Below are 17,625 nucleotides of genomic sequence, written 5' to 3' on the forward strand. Positions count from 1 at the left end.
GGGCCGCGGCCACCGCCGCCCGCGTCCGTCCACACCTGACGCGACCAGTGCGCCACCGGGAGGTCACCGCCGGACCCGGCCACCCGCCAGTCCGGCCAGCGCGCCCACCAGCAGCACCGCACTGATCACCGCCACGACGGTACCCAGCCGGTGCATGCCCGGGTCGGACGCCGTGCCCGCGAAGCACAGCTCGATCACCGCCGCCGCGATGTTGGCACCAACATACTGAGAGGTCCGGTACAGCCCCGAGGCGATCCCGGCATCGGCGGCGTCGGCCTGCCCGTACAGCGCGGTCTGGTTGCCGATGTTGTTGAACCCGTTGGGGATGCCCAGCACCGCCGCGACCAGCACCAGCACCACCACCGCGCTGCCCGCGTGCAGACCCGTCAGCAGCAGGCCGCCGACCAGCAGCGCCACCGACCCCGCCAGCAGCACCGGCCAGTGCCCCATCCGCCGCAGCAGCCGCCCGGCCCCGGCCACCGACACCATGGCCGTCAGCGCGATCGGCAGCACCACCAGCCCGACCTGCGCCGGATCCAGCCCACGCGCGCTCTCCAGCCACATCGGAAAGCCGTAGAACACCACGTAGAAGGCCACGTAGGTCAGCGCCGTGCGCAGGTAGGTCCCCGTCAGCGGCCGGTTGCGCACCAGCACCCGCACGTCGACGAACGGCCTGCGCGCCCGCAGCTCGTAGGCGGCGAAACCGGCCGTCAGCAGCACCCACACCGCAAGCAGCCACCACCGCGGCTGCTCCGACAGCGACAGCAGGAACAGCATCAGCACCGCGATGACCGCGGCGAACAGCCCGGCCCCGACCAGGTCCAGCCTGCCCAGCACCGACTCACCGCTCGGCGCCCGGCGCCGGTCGCGCGGCAGCCACACCAGCGCCAGCACGACCCCGACCAGCCCCAACGGCAGGTTGACCAGGAAGATCGCCGGCCAGCCCCAGTACTGCACGAGCACCCCGCCGATGACCGGGCCACCCGCGATCATCACCTGCCCGCCGATCGCCAGCGCGCTCAGCGCGCCCGCGGGCAGCGGCAGACCGAGCCGGTCGGCCTCCTGGCGCAGCAGCGCCACCCCCGCCGGGTAGGCCGCGCAGGTCCCGATGCCCAGCAGCACCCGGAACGCGATCAGCCACCCCAGGCTCGGCGAGAACGGCGCGGCCACCGAGGCCAGCACGGTCAGCGCGAGCGAGGACAGGAACACCCGGCGCGGGCCGAACAGGTCGGCCAGCCTGCCCGCGGTGGGCGAGCCGACCGCGGTGGCCAGGTAGAGACCGGAGATCAGCCACGAGGTGGCCGCACCGGCCTGGAACTGCTCCCGGATGTCGACCATCGCCACGGCCATGGTGGAGGCGTTGAGCGCCTGCAGCACCGCGCCGAAGGCGATGGTGAGCACCAGACCGCGCGAGAGCCGGGCCGCGCGCTGCGGCGGCGCGGTGTGCTGGGCACGGGAGAGGTCTGCGGTCACCTCCGCAGTCTATGTTGTTAGCTAAACTAACCTCAGGGCCCGTACGGAGGAACCCGCTCCCGCAGCGGGAGCCGTCGCCTCAGTTGGTGCTGTGCCGCGCCTGCTCGATCGCCTCGGCGAGCCTGGTCAGCTCCTTGCTGACGTGCGAGAGCCGGTCGGCCATCACGCTGGCGTGCCCGGACACCGGTCCGACGTGCCCTGCCGCGCGCAGCCACTCGGTGACCCCGCCCATGCCCTGCGACATCCCGTCGGCCACCGCGGAGAACCCGCGCGCGACCTCCTCGATCTCGGCCACGGAGTGCGCCACCGCCGGATCGCCCAGCCGCGCGCCCAGCTGCGCGGCGGCCTCGCCGAGCTGTGCGGCGACCTCCGCGGAGTAGCCGGACTCGGCGTCGCCGGACTCGGCACTCCGTCTGGCACCGGTCCGTCGCGGCGGCGAGTGCCGTCCGGTGTTGGTCCGTTGCTTGTCGGAATGTCCAGCGGCAGTCATAACCAACCAGCCAACCCGAGTCCCGTTCTCGTATCTACCCCGACGCGCCCAAAGCCGCCCGACCGGTGTGGAAAACCACCCGGTTACCGGCCCGTGAGTGTTCTTGCTTGGCGAGGAGGCTATCCCCTTCCGGGCGAGAAGTGGAGGTTTTTGGTCTGGACGATTTGTTTCGGTCAACACTGAAACCATAGACGGTAACAAAACAGGAGGTTGGTAGCGGTACCACCGCTGAAATGAGAGCCGGTGATCAGGATGTGGGATTTCGCACCGGCGCTGTCCGCCTCCTCCGCGAGGCCGGACAGCAGAGCCGGCGCTGGCTCCGACGGGCACCCGCGTTCGGCGCTGTGGGCCTCCAGCCGCTGGTCCAGTTGGTCGGCCGTGGCGCCCGCTCCCCTGTCGACCGGGTGCCGGATCCGCCTGGAGCGAGTCGCCGACTGCACAGCTTGTCCTTGAGCGGTTCTGCCCTGGCCCGTTGCTTCGGCGTCGCTGCCTCAGCCGCTGCACCGGCCCTGGCCGCTTCGGCGCCGGGGCCGACGTTCGCGACCCCGCTCCCCTGCGGCCAGGGCCTGAACTCCCGGCGCCGGTCCGCTCAGCCGGTGTCGACCTCGTCCAGCACCTGGTAGATCTCCTCGTCGGTGGTCGCGCGGAAGTTGCGGTACCACTGCCCTACTGCGGCGAAGGCGACCGGCTGCAGCACGCACACCACGGTGTCGGCCTCCCGCCGCAGCGCGGCCACAGCGTCGGGTGCTCCGACCGGGACGGCCAGCACCACCGAGCGCGGCGAGGACTCGCGCAGCATCCGCACGGCGGCGCGGGCTGTCGCGCCGGTGGCCAGCCCGTCGTCGACCAGCACGACGTCGCGCCCGGCCAGTGGCAGCGGGTCGCCCTTCTGGTAAGCGCGTTCCCGTCGCCTCGCTTCCTCGCGTTCGCGTTCGCAGTCGGACTGCAAGGCCTGTTCATCGAGGTGGAAAGAACGCAGCAGTCGCGGGTCGTAGGTGGCGGGGCCCTGCGCGGTCACCGCGCCCAGCGCCAGCTCCGGCTGGCCCGGCGCGCCGATCTTGCGGGCCACCGCGACCCGCAGCGGCGCGTCCAGGGCTCCTGCGACCTCCGCGGCCACCGGCACCCCTCCCCTGGCCAGGCCCAGCACCACGGGATCCACCAGCTCCAGCTCCCGCAGCCGTTCGGCCAGCAGCCTGCCGGCGTGCCTGCGATCCTGGAAGCCTTCCCGGGCCTGTGCGGCGAATCCGCTGCGTGACATCGCTGGCCTCCCTCCGCCGCGCGTGCGCACGCGCACGACATCGAGTCGTGAGGGTCACCCCACCGAGATGCCCGCCTGCCGGGCGGCGCCAAACCCGGTCAGGCCAACCGCGACACGCGCAGCGTCCGCAGCCGGTTGAGCGCCGCGGCGAGCTCGAAGGTCCGCGGCACGGCGAAGTCGCCCACGTAGCGGTCGTCGACGGCGTGCACGCCGCGCTCGGCGACCTCGGCCGCGAAGGCCTCCAGCACCTCGGCCACCGTCCGGTCGCCGTCGAGCAGCCCCCGGCGCACGCAGGTCACCAGGGCCAGCCCGATCCCGGTGACCTGCGAGGGGTCGACGATCTGCTCCACCGCCCGCAGCTCCACTGTGGATTCGCCGAGGGTCAGGGCGTCCACGCCCCGGGCCCGCACCTTGGGCCGCTCGGTGTCCACCGAACGCGGGTCGGGCACCCTGGCGCGCAGCGCCGGGAAGCCGTCGGCCTCGGAATTCCGGCCGGTCGGGTTGGCAGCCAGCTCCCGCGCCCGCTCGGTCACGTCGAGCGCACGGTAGGAATCCATCATCAGCACCCGGTCGGCGACGTCCATGTAGTCCCCGGAACCGCCCATCACCAGGACCGTGGACACCCCGCGCTGGCGCGACAGCGGGCGGATGAGGTCCACGAACGGCGTCAGCGGTTCGGAGTCCTTGGCCACCAGCGCCTGCATCCGGGCGTCGCGGATCATGAGGTTGGTCGCCGCGGTGTCCTCGTCGACCAGCAGCACCCCGGCCCCGGCCTCCACCGACTCCGAGATCGCCGCGGCCTGCGAGGTGGAGCCAGAGGCGTTGTCGGTGGAGAAGTCGGCGGTGTCGGCGCCGGTGGGCAGGTGCGAGACGAACGGGCTGACATCGACCCGGTGCACCCGGCGCCCGTCCTCGGCGCGGATCTTGACCGTGTCGTCGCGGCAGACCACCAGCTCGCGGCCGTCACCGGGCACGTGGTCGTAGATGCCGTACTCCAGCGCCCGCAGCAGCGTGGACTTGCCGTGGAAGCCACCGCCGACGATCAGCGTGATGCCCTCGGGCACGCCCATGCCCGTGACCTCGCCGCGGTTGGGCACCCGCATCGTCACCCGCAGCGACTCCGGCGTCCGGAACGGCACCGCGTCGGCCAGCGGGCGGTCGTCCACGCCGCTGCGGCGCGGCAGGATCGAGCCGTCGGCGACGAAGGCCACCAGGCCGTGCTCGGTGAGTCCGCGCCGCAGGGCGTCGGTGTCCTCGATGGAGTCGACGAACTCCCGCAGCCGGGTCTGCTCGGCGGTGGCGAAGCGCAACGCCTGCTCCACCACCGCGGGCAGGTCCTCGCACAGCGCGTGCTCGGCCTGCCTGCCGTCGATGGTGCGGCCCCGGCCGGGCAGGTCGATGCCCAGGCGCAGCACGATCTCGCCGTCGACGACCTGGCAGGCGCTGCGGTCCAGCACCTGCTGGCGGCCGGCGTCGACCCGCAGCCTGCTGTCGCGCAGCCGCCGGTGCGCGGCGCGCACCAGGAACCCGGCCAGCGCGCGGGCTCGCACCTGGTTGTGCCACAGCTCGCGCGGGAAGCCGGCCACCTGCGCGGGCACCCGCACCTCGCAGCGGCTGGCGGGCGCGAACGGGTCGGGCTGGACCCGCTGGACCTCGAGGGTGAACCCGCCGAAGGTCCACGAGCCGCGCAGCGCCTTGTAGCGCCCGTAGCTCGTGCCGTGCATGTTCCCGAGCTCGTCGCGGAGTGCCTGCTCGTCCCGCCGCCCGCTGCCGGTCTGCGGTTGCCGCCGGTCGCCGCGGCGCGGTCCTGTTCGCTGTGCCATGTCCCGAGACGTACCCGACGTGCCGGGGTTTCTCCACTCGGACATATCGGTCACCCCCTGGTCTCGGTCGGCGAACTGCCCCTCCTGGAGACCGGCTACTCGGATCGGGCAGGCGCGGTAGCCGGACCACTCGGCACGTCCTGCCCGGCTGCAGCGCCGTCGGCGGCTATGTTCGAGAACACTCCTCCCTGCCCACCGGACGAGGTGATCATGCTGCGGGCACACCGGTTCTTCGCCGCGGTCTACGACCGGATGATGAGTCCGCTGGAACGGCGGGCGCTGGCCGCGCACCGGGCGCGGCTGCTTGCCGAGCTGCCTGGTCAGGTCCTCGACATCGGCTCGGGCACCGGGGCGAACCTGCCGTTCTACCGCAGCGCGGAGCGGGTCGTGGCCAGCGAGCCCGACCCCGCGATGCGCCGGCGTCTGGCCGCGCGCGCGGCGGGGGCCCGGGTGCCGGTGGTCGTCAGCGACGCCCACGCCGAGGCGCTGCCGTTCGACGCGCACAGCTTCGACACCGTGGTGTTCACCCTGGTGCTGTGCACGGTCGACTCTCCCGACCGGGCGTTGGGCGAAGCGCGACGCGTGCTCAGGCCGGGCGGGCGGCTGGCCGTGCTCGAACACGTGCGCAGTCCCGGTTCGCTCGGCCGCTGGCAGCGGCGGCTCACTCCGGTGTGGACCCGCGTCGCCGCGGGCTGCCACCTCGACCGCGACACGCGTTCCGCCGTCGAGCGGGCGGGTTTCCGGCTGGAGCACGTCGAGCAGTTCCGGCCGTTCCCCCGCATGGTGCCGGTGCGCGACTGGCTGCACGCCACGGCCGTCGCCGACGGCTGAGCGGCGCGCGGCGGTTCAGTCCGCGGCCACGGAGTGGTGCTCGTGCACGACGGTCCACTGCCCTGCTCGCCTGGCCAGCCCCATCGTGAGCCGCACGTCGAGCTGCTCGGCGGGATCGGCGCCCGGCCCGCTGCCCGCGCAGCGCACCACGCAGTGGCAGAACGCCGCCTCAGCGCCCGCGGTGACCTCCCAGCTCGTCGAGTTCGAAGAGGCCGGAGTCGCCGAACCAGGGGAAGAACTCCTCCTCCCACGACCGGCGGTAGGCCTCCAGGCCCCGGAAGCGGACGGGCTCGGGGACGTCGTAGAACACCAGGTCCGGGCTGTGGTGGGCGAGGATGCCGTCCAGGTCTCGGTCGCGGACCGCCCTGGCCCACCGCTCGACGAGCTCCCGGACCCGGGCGGTGTCGTCTGCCTGCTGCGCCTTGAGCCCACTCCTCGCTGATCCGGGCGGCCGCGGTCCTCCCAGGCTATGAGCGGTCCTCGCGACACGCCGTCCGACGCGTGTCACGCCGCCTGGCGACGCCGCCACGCCTGAGGCGCGGCGCATCAACCCTCGATCGGATGAGAGCAGGCCGCGACGATGCACGCAGCGCGATTTCCGCGCCCCAGCCGGGAAAACTCGAATCACACTCAGGTGATCACACGCCGGTGTGGTGGACCCGACCGGGTGTGGCGTTGCGAATTCTTCAGGCCGCTGCAGCGGAACAGGATGGTCCCATGTGGACAGCACCGACGCGGCGACCGGATTATTCTGCGTTGCGCGCAAGACCGCTCACCCATGCCGTGCCGCGGGCTCGCGGCGCCGCCGTAGCGAGGAGGCGAACCGCAGTGGCCCCATCTCGCATCGCACGCTCTTCCCGGTACCGCCCGCGCAGGCTGCTGGTCTGCGCCCTGGCAACGGCGCTGACCGCGCTCGCTCCGGGCGCGCACGCCGCCTACTCGCAAACACCCCGGCTCGACCCCGGCGATCCGAACGGAGCGTGGGCCGGCTACAGCCTCGGCCGCAGCTCCGACACGTCCGCGCCGCGGTACGCCGCGCCCGCCGGCAGCGTCGCGGGCATGGACGTCAGCGGTCACCAGGGCGTGGTCGACTGGCGGGCGGCCTGGGACGCCGGCGCCCGCTTCGCCTACGTCAAGGCCAGCGAGGGCGTCGGCTTCCGCAACAAGCACTTCCCCCAGCAGTACGACGGCTCGCGCGGTGTGGGCATGGTCCGCGGCGCCTACCACTTCGCGCTGCCCGACCGCTCCAGCGGCGCCGAGCAGGCCCACTTCTTCGTCGACAACGGCGGCGGGTGGGTGCCCGACGGCCACACCCTGCCCGGGGCGCTGGACGTCGAGCACAACCCCTACGGCGGCGCCTGCTACGGGCTGCCGCCGGAGGGGATGTCGCGGTGGATCGCCGAGTTCAGCGACACCTACCGGGCGCGCACCGGCCGGTTCCCGGCGATCTACACCACGACGCGCTGGTGGCAGCAGTGCACCGGCGGGAACCCTTCCTTCGGGGCGAACAACCCGCTGTGGCTGGCCCGCTACGCGCCCGAGCCCGGTGCGCTGCCCGCGGGCTGGAGGTTCCACACGATCTGGCAGTTCGCCGACCGGGGCGTGTTCCCCGGTGACCAGAACACCTTCAACGGCGGACCCGAGCAGTTGGCCCGCTTCACCTCCTGACAACAGCGGGAAGGGGGCGTGCCGAGTGGCCGGCACGCCCCCTTCCCACGTGGAGGAGCGTTAGTTGTCGAGGACTTCCGGGGGGATCGGTTGGTCCTTGGCGATCGCGTCGAACATCGCCGCGGCCCGCTCCTTGTCCCACAGGATCACCGACTGGCCGTTGACCTTGCCGAAGCCGCCGAAAGGCACGCTGGTGGTCACGCCCTGACCGCCGCTGAGATCGCCCATGGCCAGTCCCAGCGAAGCCAGGTGCCAGACGTGGTCGCCGTTGTTGACGGTGAAGGTCTTGCTGGCGCTGGAGGCCAGCGGCACCAGCCGGAACGGGTTGAACAGCGTGGCCGGACTGCTCGCCTTGTCCACCAGCGCGCCCAGCAGCTTGCGCTGGTTGGCCGCGCGGCCGATGTCGCCGTCGGCCAGCGCGTAGCGGGCCCGCACGAAGCCCAGCGCGTTGGGGCCGTCGAGCTCCTGGCACCCGGCGGGCAGGTCGATGTGGGCCATGTCGTCCTTGATCGGCTGGTCCAGGCATACGTCGACCCCGCCGACGGCGTCGACCAGGTCGGCGAAGCCGCCGAAGCCGATCTCGGCGTAGTGGTCGATGTGCACGCCGGTGACCCCTTCCAGGGTCTGGGCCAACAGCTGCGGTCCGCCGTAGGAGAAGGCGGAGTTGAGCTTGTCGCGTCCGTGGCCGGGGATCGGCACCGAGGAGTCGCGGGGGAGGCTGATCATGGCGGGCTGGCCACCGCTCTCGGGGATGTGGATCAGCATCATGCTGTCGGTGCGCCGCCCGGGGGCGTTGCCCGCGGAGAGCTCCTCGCGCTGCGAGTCGTCGAGTCCCTCGCGGCTGTCGGAGCCCACCAGCAGCCAGTTGGTGCCGGGGGTGTCCTTGGACTCCCGTCCCGGGTAGTCCAGCGCGTCGGTGCGCTGCAGCATCGAGTCGAAGTAGAACACGAGGCCGCCGGCCAGCACCACGAGCACGAGCAGCGTGATCCCGATGCGCCTGCCCCACCGCTTCGGCTTGCGCTGCGGGGGCTGGGGCCTGCGGCCGTCGTCGGACGGCCCGGGCCCGCCGGGGCGCCGCGGCGGCGGCCCGGCCGGGGGCGGTCCCGCCGGACGGGGAGCGGCGGCCCGCTCGCGGCCGCGACCGTAGTAGTCGTAGGCGTCGCCACTCCGCGGCCTTCGGCCCTTCGGCGGTGGGCCCGCCGACCAATCACTCATGACCTCACACCTGCGCCAGTCGACTCACCGGCGCGCCCGGGCGCACCGGTCCCTTCCGCCGTGCAGCATTCCAGACACCTGATCGGAAGGCACACAGTGCTACCGAACAGTGATCAGTCGTCACCTGATCTGGTGCCCCCAGGTGCAGGAGCGGCCACTCTGTGCGTCAAGAAGCGGTGGTGGCGGGGCGGCGATCCCGACCCCGCCACCACCGCTGTGGTGATCAGCCGGAGACGGCGTTCTTGACGGCCTCGGACCACAGCGAGACCGCCTCGTCGACCTGCTGGGAGTTGACCACCAGCGGCGGGATCATCCGCACCACGTTGCCGTGCGGACCGCAGGTCAGCAGCAGCAGACCGCGCTCGGCGGCGGCCTTGTGTGCCCGGGTCGCGGTGGCGGTGTCGGGCCGGCCGTCGTCGGTGGTGAACTCGTTGCCCACCATCAGCCCCAGGCCCCTGACATCACCGATGACCGGGTACTCGGCGGCGACCTTGCGCAGGCCCTCCTTCAGGCGGGCGCCCTGCTCTGCGGCGTTGTCGACGAGGTTTTCGTCACGTACGACGTCGAGGGTGGCCAGCGCGGCGGCCGCGGCCACGGCGTTGCCGCCGTAGGTGCCGCCCTGCGAGCCGGGCCAGGCCTTGCTCATCAGCTCCTGTCCGGCCGCGATCGCCGACAGCGGGAAGCCGCTGGCCAGGCCCTTGGCGGTGATGATGATGTCGGGGCGGATGCCGGCGTGGTCGTGGCCCCAGAACCTGCCGGTGCGCCCGACGCCGGTCTGCACCTCGTCGACGATGAGCAGGATGCCGTGGCGGTCGGCGCGCTCGCGCAGGCCCTCCAGGAACTCCGGCGGCGCCGGGATGTAGCCGCCCTCGCCCAGCACCGGCTCGATGATGAACGCCGCGGTGTCGGCGGGCGAGGTGACGGTGAGCAGCAGCTGGTCGAGCTCGCGCAGCGCGAAGCGCACCGCCTCGGCCTGCGACCAGCCGTGCCGGTAGGTCTCCGGGAACGGGCTGAAGGCCACCCCGGGCATCATCGGGCCGAGGCCCGCGCGGATCTTGACCCCGGAGGAGGTCAGCGCGCCGGCGCCCATGGTGCGGCCGTGGAAGCCGCCTTCGAAGGCCACGATGTTCTGCCGCCCGGTGGCCTGGCGCGCCAGCCGCACCGAGGCCTCGACGGCCTCGCTGCCGGAGTTGACGTAGAAGACGCGGTCCAGTCCGGACGGGAGCACCTCGCCGAGCCGCTCGGTCAGCCGCAGCAGCGGCCGGTGCATCACCGTCGTGTACTGGCCGTGGATGAGGGTACCCACCTGGCGCTGGGCGGCTTCCACCACGCGCGGGTGGCAGTGGCCGGTGCTGGTCACCCCGATACCGGCGGTGAAGTCCAGGTAGCGGCGATCGTCCTCGTCGAAGAGGTAGACGCCTTCCCCTCGGGCGGCCAGCACGGGCGTGGCCTGCTTCAGCACCGGTGAGAGCTCAGCCATGATCGACTCCAAACGACGGGGAGGAAAGATCCCGTTCAGGCTGTAGGATTGTTGACAATCTCGTGTGACATGCAACCATCACGCAGCGTCGGTGTCCACCGTCTCCAGACAGAAGGGTCTGCCACTGCCATGACTCGCTCAACCGAACAGAACCCACGCGAGAGCACCGTCGTCGAGGCGGCCCCCAAGCAACTGCTCATCGGCGGGAAGTGGCGTCCCGCCTCCGAGGACCGCACCTACGAGGTCGAGGACCCCTCCACCGGCAGGGCGCTGTGCTCGGTGGCCGACGCCTCCCCCGACGACGGCCTGGCCGCGCTGGCCGCCGCCCACGAGGCCCAGCACGAGTGGGCCAAGCACCCGCCCCGCGAGCGCGGTGAGATCCTGCGCCGCGCCTACGAGCTGATCATGCAGCGCCACGAGGACCTCTCGCTGCTGATGACGCTGGAGATGGGCAAGCCGCTGACGGAGTCGCGCGCCGAGGTCACCTACGCCGCGGAGTTCTTCCGCTGGTTCGCCGAGGAGGCCGTGCGCATCGGCGGCGACTACGCCGTCGCGCCCAACGGCAAGGGCCGGTTCCTGGTGATGCGCCAGCCCGTGGGCCCGGCGCTGCTGATCACGCCGTGGAACTTCCCGATGGCGATGGGAACCCGCAAGATCGGCCCGGCCATCGCCGCGGGCTGCACCTCGGTGATCAAGCCCGCCCACCAGACGCCGCTGTCGATGCTGGCGCTGGCCGACATCCTCATCGAGGCCGGGCTGCCCGACGGCGTGCTCAACGTCGTCACCTCGCGCAGCGCGGGCAAGCTGATGGAGCCGATGATCCGCGACGGCCGCGCCCGCAAGCTGTCGTTCACCGGCTCGACCCAGGTCGGGCGCAAGCTCATCGAGCAGTCGGCCGAGCAGGTGCTGAAGGTGTCGCTGGAGCTGGGCGGCAACGCCCCGTTCATCGTCTTCGACGACGCCGACCTCGACGCCGCCGTCGACGGCGCGATGCTGGCCAAGATGCGCAACATCGGTGAGGCCTGCACCGCGGCCAACCGCTTCTACGTCCACGCCGACGTGGCCGAGGAGTTCGGCAGGCGGCTGGCCGAGCGGATGGGGTCGCTGCGCATCGGCCGCGGCGTCACCGACGAGGTCGAGGTCGGCCCGCTGATCGACTCCGACCAGCTGGGCAAGGTCACCGAGCTGGTGCAGGACGCGCTGGACCGGGGCGCCGAGGTCGTCGTGGGCGGCTCGCCCGGCGAGGGCGACGGCTACTTCTACCAGCCGACCGTGCTGACCGGCGTGCCGGTGTCGGCGCGGCTCAACCGGGAGGAGATCTTCGGGCCGGTCGCCCCGATCACCACCTTCACCGACGAGCAGGCGGTCGTGAACCAGGCCAACGACACCGAGTACGGGCTGGTCAGCTACCTCTACACCCGCGACCTGCAGCGGGCGCTGCGGGTGTCGGAGGCCCTGGAGTCGGGCATGATCGGGCTCAACCAGGGCATCGTGTCCAACCCGGCGGCGCCGTTCGGCGGGGTCAAGCACTCCGGCCTGGGCCGGGAGGGCGGCAAGGTCGGCATCGACGAGTTCCTGGAGACCAAGTACGTCGCTGTCGGCGGTCTGTGACCGACCCGGGTGGGGTCCTCGCCGAGCCGGCGAGGACCCCACCCGCGTGTGCGGGTCGGCTCGGTGACGGCGCTCGTGGCAGGGCCCCGACATGACCGGGCCCCTGCTCCGATGGGAGCAGGGGCCCGCAACACCCGGTCAGCGGCCGCTCAGAGCGCCATCGAACCGTTGAGGCGCTCCAGCGCGTCGTTCATGTGCGCCTCCAGGCGCGTGAGCAGCAGGGCCTCGTCGCCGGCCTCGATCGCGTCGACGATGCCGCGGTGCTCGTCCAGCAGCGCCTGGGCGTCGGCGTGGTACTTGTCCTGCAGCGCCGTCAGGCACATCCGCTTCTCCACCAGCAGGGTCTGGGCCATGCGCTGCAGCCGGGGGCTGCCGGAGGCCCGCACCAGCGTCTCGTGGAACTCCTGGTCGGCGTCGGCGAGCTCGATCGAGTCGCCCTTGGACACCGCGGCCACCATGCGGCCCTGCGCGGCGGTCAGCTCGGCCACCGCCTCCAACCGGTGGTGGCGCACGATCTGCTCGCAGGCCGCGCGCTCCACCGCCAGCCGCGCCAGGTAGATGTCGCGGACGTCGTCGGCGTCCAGCGTGGTGACGAAGAGCCCGCGATGCGGCTCGCTGCGCAGCAGGCCTTCGGCGACCAGCCGCTGCATCGCCTCCCGCAGAGGTCCCCGGCTCACCCCGAGCCGGGCGGCCAGCTCGGCCTCCCCCATCTGGCTCCCCGGTGCCAACGAGCCGTACATGATCGCCGAGCGCAGCTGGTCGGCCACGATCGCGGCGGTCGACTTGCGCTGCACCGGCTCTAACTCACCGGGCTGGTTCTGCTCGTCCAATCCGAGCACGACACACCATCTCCTCAGTTCGGGGAACTGCCGCGTTCCCCTCCCTCTTGCTCTTCGGCCTGCGCCGGTGCCTGCCGGAAGAGGGTTCCCAATCCTTCTCGGGCCGCGCGGTCCCCGGCCAGGCGCAGCCCTTCCCACGCGCTGACCTGGTTGGCGGTGAGCACCGGCTTGCCCAGCCGCTGCTCCAGCTCGTCCAGCCACGCCACGCTGTGCAGCGCGGTGTCGGGCATCAGCAGCGCCTGCGCGCGTTCGTCGTCGTTGGCCGCGGCGAAGTCCAGCACCTGCTCGCGGCCCAGGGTGCCGACCTCGGCGGCGGTGATGATGCCCCGGCTGGACAGCCTGACCACCTCGATGCCAGCCACCTGCAGGAACTCCACGAACCGCTCGGCCACGTCGGCCGGGTAGGTCGCGGCCACCGCCACCCGCTGCAGCCCGAGGCGGGCCGCGGCGTGCACGAACGCGAACGAGGTGCTGGAGGTCGGCAGGCCGGTGACGGCCTGCAGCTTCTCCACCTGCTCTCGCGCGCCGTCCCAGCCGAAGACGAAGCTGCCGCTGGTGCAGGCCCAGATCACCGACTGCACCTCGTGTTCGAGCAGCTTGCCCGCCCCTTCGGAGAGCACGTCCTCCGAGCCGACGTCCAGCAGGGCATCGACGCGGTGGGCGTCCTCGCGCATGAGGGTGTGCACCAACGGGAGGCGCACGCCTCCGCCGAGCAGGCCCTCCAGGGTCGGGTAGTCGTCTTCGGCGCTGTATCCGGGGTACAGGATTCCTGCGGTGTGCGACACCGGGGGCTCCATCCTTCGTCGTCGCCGGTGGCCGGGGCCACCGGATGTGCTCGGACCCGCGGGTGCGGGCAACGGCACGGCGGACGGCGGTCGGCACCTCAACCCCGATGAGCGGACCCGGACGGCACCCGGGGCCGCCGATCATCGGTCGATTGTTGACAATGTTACCGCACGGTCCGCGGCGGGCCGTTTCGTGCATGTGCATTCGTGACGCGATCGTCACGCGGCGGGCAGGTCGACCGCCTGCACCAGCCGCTGCTCCGGTGCCACCGCCTGCAGGCCCATGGCCCGCAGCGCCGCCCAGATCGTGACCTGGTTGGCCGTGAGCACCGGCTTGCCCAGCTCGGCCTCCAGCGGGCCGATGATGTCGTAGGTGGGCAGGTTGGTGCAGCTGATGAACATCGCCTCGGCCTCGGGGCGGTCGGCCGAGCGCACGATGTCGATCACCTGCCGGTAGCCGACCTTCCAGATCTGCTCCTGCAGGCCGAGGCCGACGCTGGTGACCACCTCGACCCCGTGCTCGTCGAGGTAGGTGTGCAGCCGCTCGGTCACCGCCGCCACGTACGGCGTGGCGACCGCGACCCGGCCCACTCCCAGCATCTCCAGCGCCTGCACCAGTGCGCCCGCGGTGGTGACCGCCGCGGGCGCCCCGGCCTCCTGCATGACCTCGATCAGGGCGCGCTCGCCGGTGGCCCCGTTGACGAAGCTGCCCGAGGTGCAGGCGTAGGCCACCACCTCCGGCTCGGGCACCAGCAGGTCGCGGGTGGCGCTGTGCACCGCCGCCTCGTCGCTGACCAGGTTGGCCATCTCCACCGTGACCGGGACGGGCACGAACGGCGTCCTGGTCAGGTAGAGCGAGACGCTGGCGGGTACCCAGCGCCACAGCTCGCGGTCGAGTGCGAGGTCGAACGGAACGATCAGGCCGACGCCGCGCTGCGGCTCCGGCCCCAGCACCGCCCCGAGGAAGTCAGGCGGCATCCGTCTCTCCCCGTCAACCGGCGTGGCGGTCGTAGACGAGACGTTCGCCGACGCTGCCCGAGCGCCAGACGTCGTTGCAGGCCTCGGCCATCCGGTCCAGGCCCTCCACGATGGTGGCGTAGACGTTGCCGGGCACCCAGCCGACGTCGCCGTTGAGCAGGAGGTTGTTGCGCCCGTAGAAGATGGCCAGGTCGATGACGCCGGGCAGTTCGTGGATGTCCTTCTCCTCCTTGAACTCCCGGTCGAGCATGCCGCCGTGGAAGGAGAAGTACACGACGTCACCGGGGATCGGGGTCACCGTCGGGTTCTCCTGCCCGGGTTCCTGGGCGGCGAAGTGCGGCACCATCGTGTAGATCTCGTTGCGCGCGTACTTGGCGTGGTGGACCGGGCCCGCCTGCGGCAGCGCCTGCCACACCACCTCGCAGGTCCGCGGGGCGTCCTTGTCCAGCAGCTCGGCCACGCAGGAGACACCGCGCTTCTCCAGCGTGATCGACATGTACCTGGGCATCGTGAATTCCGTTTCGCGTGAGGGGCTTGGAAGATGAACTGCGTTGCTCCCGGCGGGTCCCGGCCCATCGCGCCACTCGAACCAGGCCGGCGCCGGTCGGGACCGGGCCGACCCGCCGGCCAGCGCACCCGCGGATTGTTGACAATCCTACGAGCGCTTCATAGCGTGTCAATGCTTCCTCCGGCGCTTGTTCTTGCATTCGTGTTACAGCGGTCTCGGCACCGAACAACCCCTCCTTCCCTCCAAGGCAGGTCATGACCAAGCAACCCACCGTCGTCGTCCTGCACGGCGGCACGACTCCTTCCGCGACGTCCGAGATCGAGCGGGTCGCCGAGGTCCGCTACGCCACCGGGGAGCAACTCGCCGAGGCGCTGCCGGGCGCCGACGTGCTGTTCGTCTGGCACTTCCGCTCCGACGCGGTGCGGGCGGCTTGGCCCGCCGCGGACTCGCTGCGCTGGATCCACGCCGCCAGCGCCGGGGTCGACCGGCTGCTGTTCCCCGAGCTGCTGGACTCCGAGGTCGTGCTCACCAACTCCCGCGGCGTCTTCGACCGCCCGATGGCCGAGTACGTGCTCGGCGCGGTGCTGTCGTTCGCCAAGGACCTGCACACCAGCGTCCGCTTCCAGGACCGCGAGCACTGGCAGCACCGCGAGACCGAACGCATCGAGGGCAAGAAGGTCCTGGTCGTGGGCACCGGGCCGATCGGGCGCGCGATCGCCGGACTGCTCGGCGCCGCGGGCATGGCCGTCAGCGGCGCGGGCCGGGTGGCCCGCAGCGGTGACCCCGACTTCGGCGACGTGCACGCCTCCACCGAGCTGGCCGGGGTGCTCGGCGACTTCGACTACGTCGTGCTCGCCGCTCCCCTGACCGAGCAGACCAAGGGCCTGATCGACGCCGACGCGCTGGCCCGGTTCAAGCCGACCGCACGCCTGATCAACGTCGGCCGCGGTGAGCTGGTCGTGCAGGACGACCTGGTGCGGGCGCTGCAGGAGCAGCGGCTGGCCGGCGCCGCGCTGGACGTCTTCGAGACCGAGCCGCTGCCGGAGTCCTCCCCGCTGTGGGAGATGCCCAACGTGCTGGTCTCACCGCACATGTCCGGCGACACGGTGGGCTGGACCGACGAGCTCGTGCACCTGTTCCTGAGCAACCTGCGCGGCTACGCCGAGGGCGGGCAGCTGCGCAACGTCGTGGACAAACAACGCGGCTACGTCAGCGGATCGGAGCGCAACTGATGGTCAACACCACCCGGACAGCAGCCGACCTCACCGCCACCGAGATGCTGGACTCCTACGCCGGCGGCGAGCTGTCGCCGGTGGAGGCGACCGAGGCCACCCTGCGCCGGATCGACGAGGCCGACGGCGCGGTCAACGCCTTCTGCCTGGTCGACGCCGACCGCGCGCTGGAGCAGGCGCGGGCCTCCGAGCGGCGCTGGCAGCGCGGTGAGCCGGTCGGCAGGCTCGACGGTGTTCCGACCTCCGTCAAGGACATCTTCCTCACCCGGGACTGGCCGACGCTGCGCGGCTCCCGCACCGTAGACCCCGACCAGCACTGGAGCGTCGACGCCCCGACGGTGGCGCGGCTGCGCGAGCACAACGCGGTGTTCGTCGGCAAGACCACCACCCCGGAGCTGGCGTGGAAGGGCGTCACCGACAACACGCTCAACGGCATCACGCGCAACCCGTGGGCCACCACCCGCACCCCGGGCGGCTCCAGCGGCGGCGCCGCGGCGGCGGTCGCGCTGGGCATGGCGCCGCTGGCCATCGGCACCGACGGCGGCGGCTCGGTGCGCATCCCGGCCTCCTTCTGCGGGATCTTCACGATCAAGCCCACCTACGGCCGCGTGCCGCACTACCCCGCCAGCCCCTACGGCACGATGGCCCACGCGGGCCCGATGACCACCACGGTGGCCGAGACCGCGCTGATGATGGACGTGCTCTCCGAGCCGGACAGCCGCGACTGGTCGGCGCTGCAACCGATGACCACCTCGTTCCTGGACGGCCTCGACGACGGGGTGCGCGGTCTGCGCATCGCGCTGAGCCCCGGGCTCGGCTTCGCCACCGTGGACCCCGAGATCGCCAAGTCGGTGTCGGCCGCGGCGAAGGTCTTCACCGACCTGGGCGCCATCGTCGAGGACGCCGACCCGGGCATCACCGACCCGGTGGAGGACTTCCACGTCCTGTGGTTCTCCGGGGCCGCCAAGTCCGTCGAGCACCTCACCGCCGAGCAGCGGGAACTGCTCGACCCGGGCCTGCACGAGATCGTCAGCCAGGGGCTGACCTACTCGGCGCAGGACTACCTGGAGGCCACCAACACCCGCATGCTGCTCGGGCAGCGCATGGGCGCCTTCCACGACACCTACGACCTGCTGCTGACCGCCACGGTGCCGATCCCGCCGTTCGAGGCGGGCGTGGAGGTGCCGCCGGGGTGGCCGCAGCCGCGCTGGACCAGCTGGACGCCGTTGACCTATCCGTTCAACATGACCCAGCAGCCCGCCGCCAGCGTCCCGTGCGGCTTCACCGCCGAGGGCCTGCCCATCGGGCTGCAGATCGTCGGGCCGCGCCACTCCGACGCGCGCGTGCTGCGGGCGGCCCGGGCCTTCGAGCAGGCCCGGCCGTGGAGCCGCCCGGCCCGCTGAACCGCCACCATCGCGCTGACCTGGGCACCGC

At 72.1% G+C, this 17,625-nt stretch carries 17 protein-coding genes; 5 read left to right on the forward strand and 12 right to left on the reverse strand.

Going from position 1 to position 17,625, the window contains the following annotated elements; all coding sequences use genetic code 11:
• Positions 1 to 63 precede the first annotated feature (63 nt).
• The 4 genes from SACE_RS18205 to SACE_RS18225 form a co-directional block, all read right to left on the reverse strand.
• Complete coding sequence (locus tag SACE_RS18205) at positions 64 to 1,473, reverse strand: MFS transporter (protein ID WP_009948524.1); 1,410 nt, start codon at positions 1,471 to 1,473, stop codon at positions 64 to 66.
• A gap of 79 nt (positions 1,474 to 1,552) precedes the next feature.
• Positions 1,553 to 1,963, reverse strand: coding sequence for a hypothetical protein (locus tag SACE_RS18210; protein WP_009948523.1), 411 nt, complete (start codon positions 1,961 to 1,963; stop codon positions 1,553 to 1,555).
• A 589-nt stretch (positions 1,964 to 2,552) separates the two neighbouring features.
• The gene (locus SACE_RS18220) at positions 2,553 to 3,221 is read right to left on the reverse strand and encodes a phosphoribosyltransferase (RefSeq protein WP_009948520.1); all 669 of its coding nucleotides are present in this window, start codon (positions 3,219 to 3,221) and stop codon (positions 2,553 to 2,555) included.
• 98 nt (positions 3,222 to 3,319) lie between these two features.
• Positions 3,320 to 5,044 carry an ABC-ATPase domain-containing protein gene (locus SACE_RS18225; protein WP_021342121.1) on the reverse strand — a complete coding sequence of 575 codons (1,725 nt, stop codon included), beginning with the start codon at positions 5,042 to 5,044 and terminating at the stop codon, positions 3,320 to 3,322.
• 210 nt (positions 5,045 to 5,254) lie between these two features.
• Here SACE_RS18225 and SACE_RS18230 point away from each other — a divergent pair, with 210 nt between their 5' ends.
• The gene (locus SACE_RS18230) at positions 5,255 to 5,875 is read left to right on the forward strand and encodes a class I SAM-dependent methyltransferase (RefSeq protein WP_009948519.1); all 621 of its coding nucleotides are present in this window, start codon (positions 5,255 to 5,257) and stop codon (positions 5,873 to 5,875) included.
• Positions 5,876 to 5,890: 15 nt separating this feature from the next.
• Here the strand turns inward: SACE_RS18230 and SACE_RS39770 are convergent, their stop codons facing one another.
• Positions 5,891 to 6,025 carry a nuclear transport factor 2 family protein gene (locus SACE_RS39770; protein WP_009948518.1) on the reverse strand — a complete coding sequence of 45 codons (135 nt, stop codon included), beginning with the start codon at positions 6,023 to 6,025 and terminating at the stop codon, positions 5,891 to 5,893.
• Positions 6,026 to 6,044: 19 nt separating this feature from the next.
• The gene (locus tag SACE_RS39775; RefSeq protein WP_269453492.1) at positions 6,045 to 6,383 is read right to left on the reverse strand and encodes a YybH family protein; all 339 of its coding nucleotides are present in this window, start codon (positions 6,381 to 6,383) and stop codon (positions 6,045 to 6,047) included.
• A gap of 320 nt (positions 6,384 to 6,703) precedes the next feature.
• Here SACE_RS39775 and SACE_RS18240 point away from each other — a divergent pair, with 320 nt between their 5' ends.
• Positions 6,704 to 7,543, forward strand: a complete 840-nt coding sequence (locus SACE_RS18240; protein ID WP_009948516.1) for a lysozyme — start codon at positions 6,704 to 6,706, stop codon at positions 7,541 to 7,543.
• Positions 7,544 to 7,603: 60 nt separating this feature from the next.
• On the opposite strand, the gene SACE_RS18245 is transcribed toward SACE_RS18240, so the two are convergent.
• A complete protein-coding gene (locus SACE_RS18245; RefSeq protein WP_011874143.1) occupies positions 7,604 to 8,758 on the reverse strand; it encodes an LCP family protein in 1,155 nt (384 codons plus the stop codon).
• Between the two features lie 223 nt (positions 8,759 to 8,981).
• Positions 8,982 to 10,238, reverse strand: coding sequence for an aspartate aminotransferase family protein (locus SACE_RS18250; RefSeq protein ID WP_029622003.1), 1,257 nt, complete (start codon positions 10,236 to 10,238; stop codon positions 8,982 to 8,984).
• Between the two features lie 129 nt (positions 10,239 to 10,367).
• On the opposite strand from SACE_RS18250, the gene SACE_RS18255 reads away from it, so the two are divergent.
• Positions 10,368 to 11,849: an NAD-dependent succinate-semialdehyde dehydrogenase gene (locus SACE_RS18255; protein ID WP_009949750.1), complete on the forward strand. Its 1,482-nt coding sequence runs from the start codon at positions 10,368 to 10,370 to the stop codon at positions 11,847 to 11,849.
• Positions 11,850 to 11,998: 149 nt separating this feature from the next.
• Here the strand turns inward: SACE_RS18255 and SACE_RS18260 are convergent, their stop codons facing one another.
• The 4 genes from SACE_RS18260 to SACE_RS18275 form a co-directional block, all read right to left on the reverse strand.
• Complete coding sequence (locus tag SACE_RS18260) at positions 11,999 to 12,688, reverse strand: GntR family transcriptional regulator (protein WP_021341960.1); 690 nt, start codon at positions 12,686 to 12,688, stop codon at positions 11,999 to 12,001.
• A gap of 14 nt (positions 12,689 to 12,702) precedes the next feature.
• Positions 12,703 to 13,473, reverse strand: coding sequence for a maleate cis-trans isomerase family protein (locus SACE_RS18265; RefSeq protein WP_011874145.1), 771 nt, complete (start codon positions 13,471 to 13,473; stop codon positions 12,703 to 12,705).
• Positions 13,474 to 13,692: 219 nt separating this feature from the next.
• Positions 13,693 to 14,451, reverse strand: coding sequence for a maleate cis-trans isomerase family protein (locus tag SACE_RS18270; RefSeq protein ID WP_009949747.1), 759 nt, complete (start codon positions 14,449 to 14,451; stop codon positions 13,693 to 13,695).
• 13 nt (positions 14,452 to 14,464) lie between these two features.
• The gene (locus tag SACE_RS18275; RefSeq protein ID WP_011874146.1) at positions 14,465 to 14,959 is read right to left on the reverse strand and encodes a DUF3830 family protein; all 495 of its coding nucleotides are present in this window, start codon (positions 14,957 to 14,959) and stop codon (positions 14,465 to 14,467) included.
• Positions 14,960 to 15,213: 254 nt separating this feature from the next.
• Here SACE_RS18275 and SACE_RS18280 point away from each other — a divergent pair, with 254 nt between their 5' ends.
• Positions 15,214 to 16,191 (forward strand): D-2-hydroxyacid dehydrogenase, encoded by a 978-nt coding sequence (locus SACE_RS18280; protein WP_009949745.1) that lies wholly within the window; start codon positions 15,214 to 15,216, stop codon positions 16,189 to 16,191.
• Positions 16,191 to 17,594, forward strand: coding sequence for an amidase (locus SACE_RS18285; RefSeq protein ID WP_009949744.1), 1,404 nt, complete (start codon positions 16,191 to 16,193; stop codon positions 17,592 to 17,594). The genes SACE_RS18280 and SACE_RS18285 overlap by 1 nt, the downstream gene beginning before the upstream one ends.
• Positions 17,595 to 17,625 lie beyond the last annotated feature (31 nt).

It is taken from the genome of Saccharopolyspora erythraea NRRL 2338 (genome assembly GCF_000062885.1).
Classification (GTDB): Bacteria; Actinomycetota; Actinomycetes; order Mycobacteriales; family Pseudonocardiaceae; genus Saccharopolyspora_D; species Saccharopolyspora_D erythraea.

Coding starts and splice junctions, on each gene's coding strand:
- SACE_RS18210 (WP_009948523.1), bottom strand. CDS start 1,963: ATGACTGCCGCTGGACATTCCGACAAGCAACGGACCAACACCGGACGG.
- SACE_RS18220 (WP_009948520.1), bottom strand. CDS start 3,221: ATGTCACGCAGCGGATTCGCCGCACAGGCCCGGGAAGGCTTCCAGGAT.
- SACE_RS18225 (WP_021342121.1), bottom strand. CDS start 5,044: ATGGCACAGCGAACAGGACCGCGCCGCGGCGACCGGCGGCAACCGCAG.
- SACE_RS18230 (WP_009948519.1), top strand. CDS start 5,255: ATGCTGCGGGCACACCGGTTCTTCGCCGCGGTCTACGACCGGATGATG.
- SACE_RS18245 (WP_011874143.1), bottom strand. CDS start 8,758: ATGAGTGATTGGTCGGCGGGCCCACCGCCGAAGGGCCGAAGGCCGCGG.
- SACE_RS18250 (WP_029622003.1), bottom strand. CDS start 10,238: ATGGCTGAGCTCTCACCGGTGCTGAAGCAGGCCACGCCCGTGCTGGCC.
- SACE_RS18255 (WP_009949750.1), top strand. CDS start 10,368: ATGACTCGCTCAACCGAACAGAACCCACGCGAGAGCACCGTCGTCGAG.
- SACE_RS18270 (WP_009949747.1), bottom strand. CDS start 14,451: ATGCCGCCTGACTTCCTCGGGGCGGTGCTGGGGCCGGAGCCGCAGCGC.
- SACE_RS18275 (WP_011874146.1), bottom strand. CDS start 14,959: ATGCCCAGGTACATGTCGATCACGCTGGAGAAGCGCGGTGTCTCCTGC.
- SACE_RS18280 (WP_009949745.1), top strand. CDS start 15,214: ATGACCAAGCAACCCACCGTCGTCGTCCTGCACGGCGGCACGACTCCT.
- SACE_RS18285 (WP_009949744.1), top strand. CDS start 16,191: ATGGTCAACACCACCCGGACAGCAGCCGACCTCACCGCCACCGAGATG.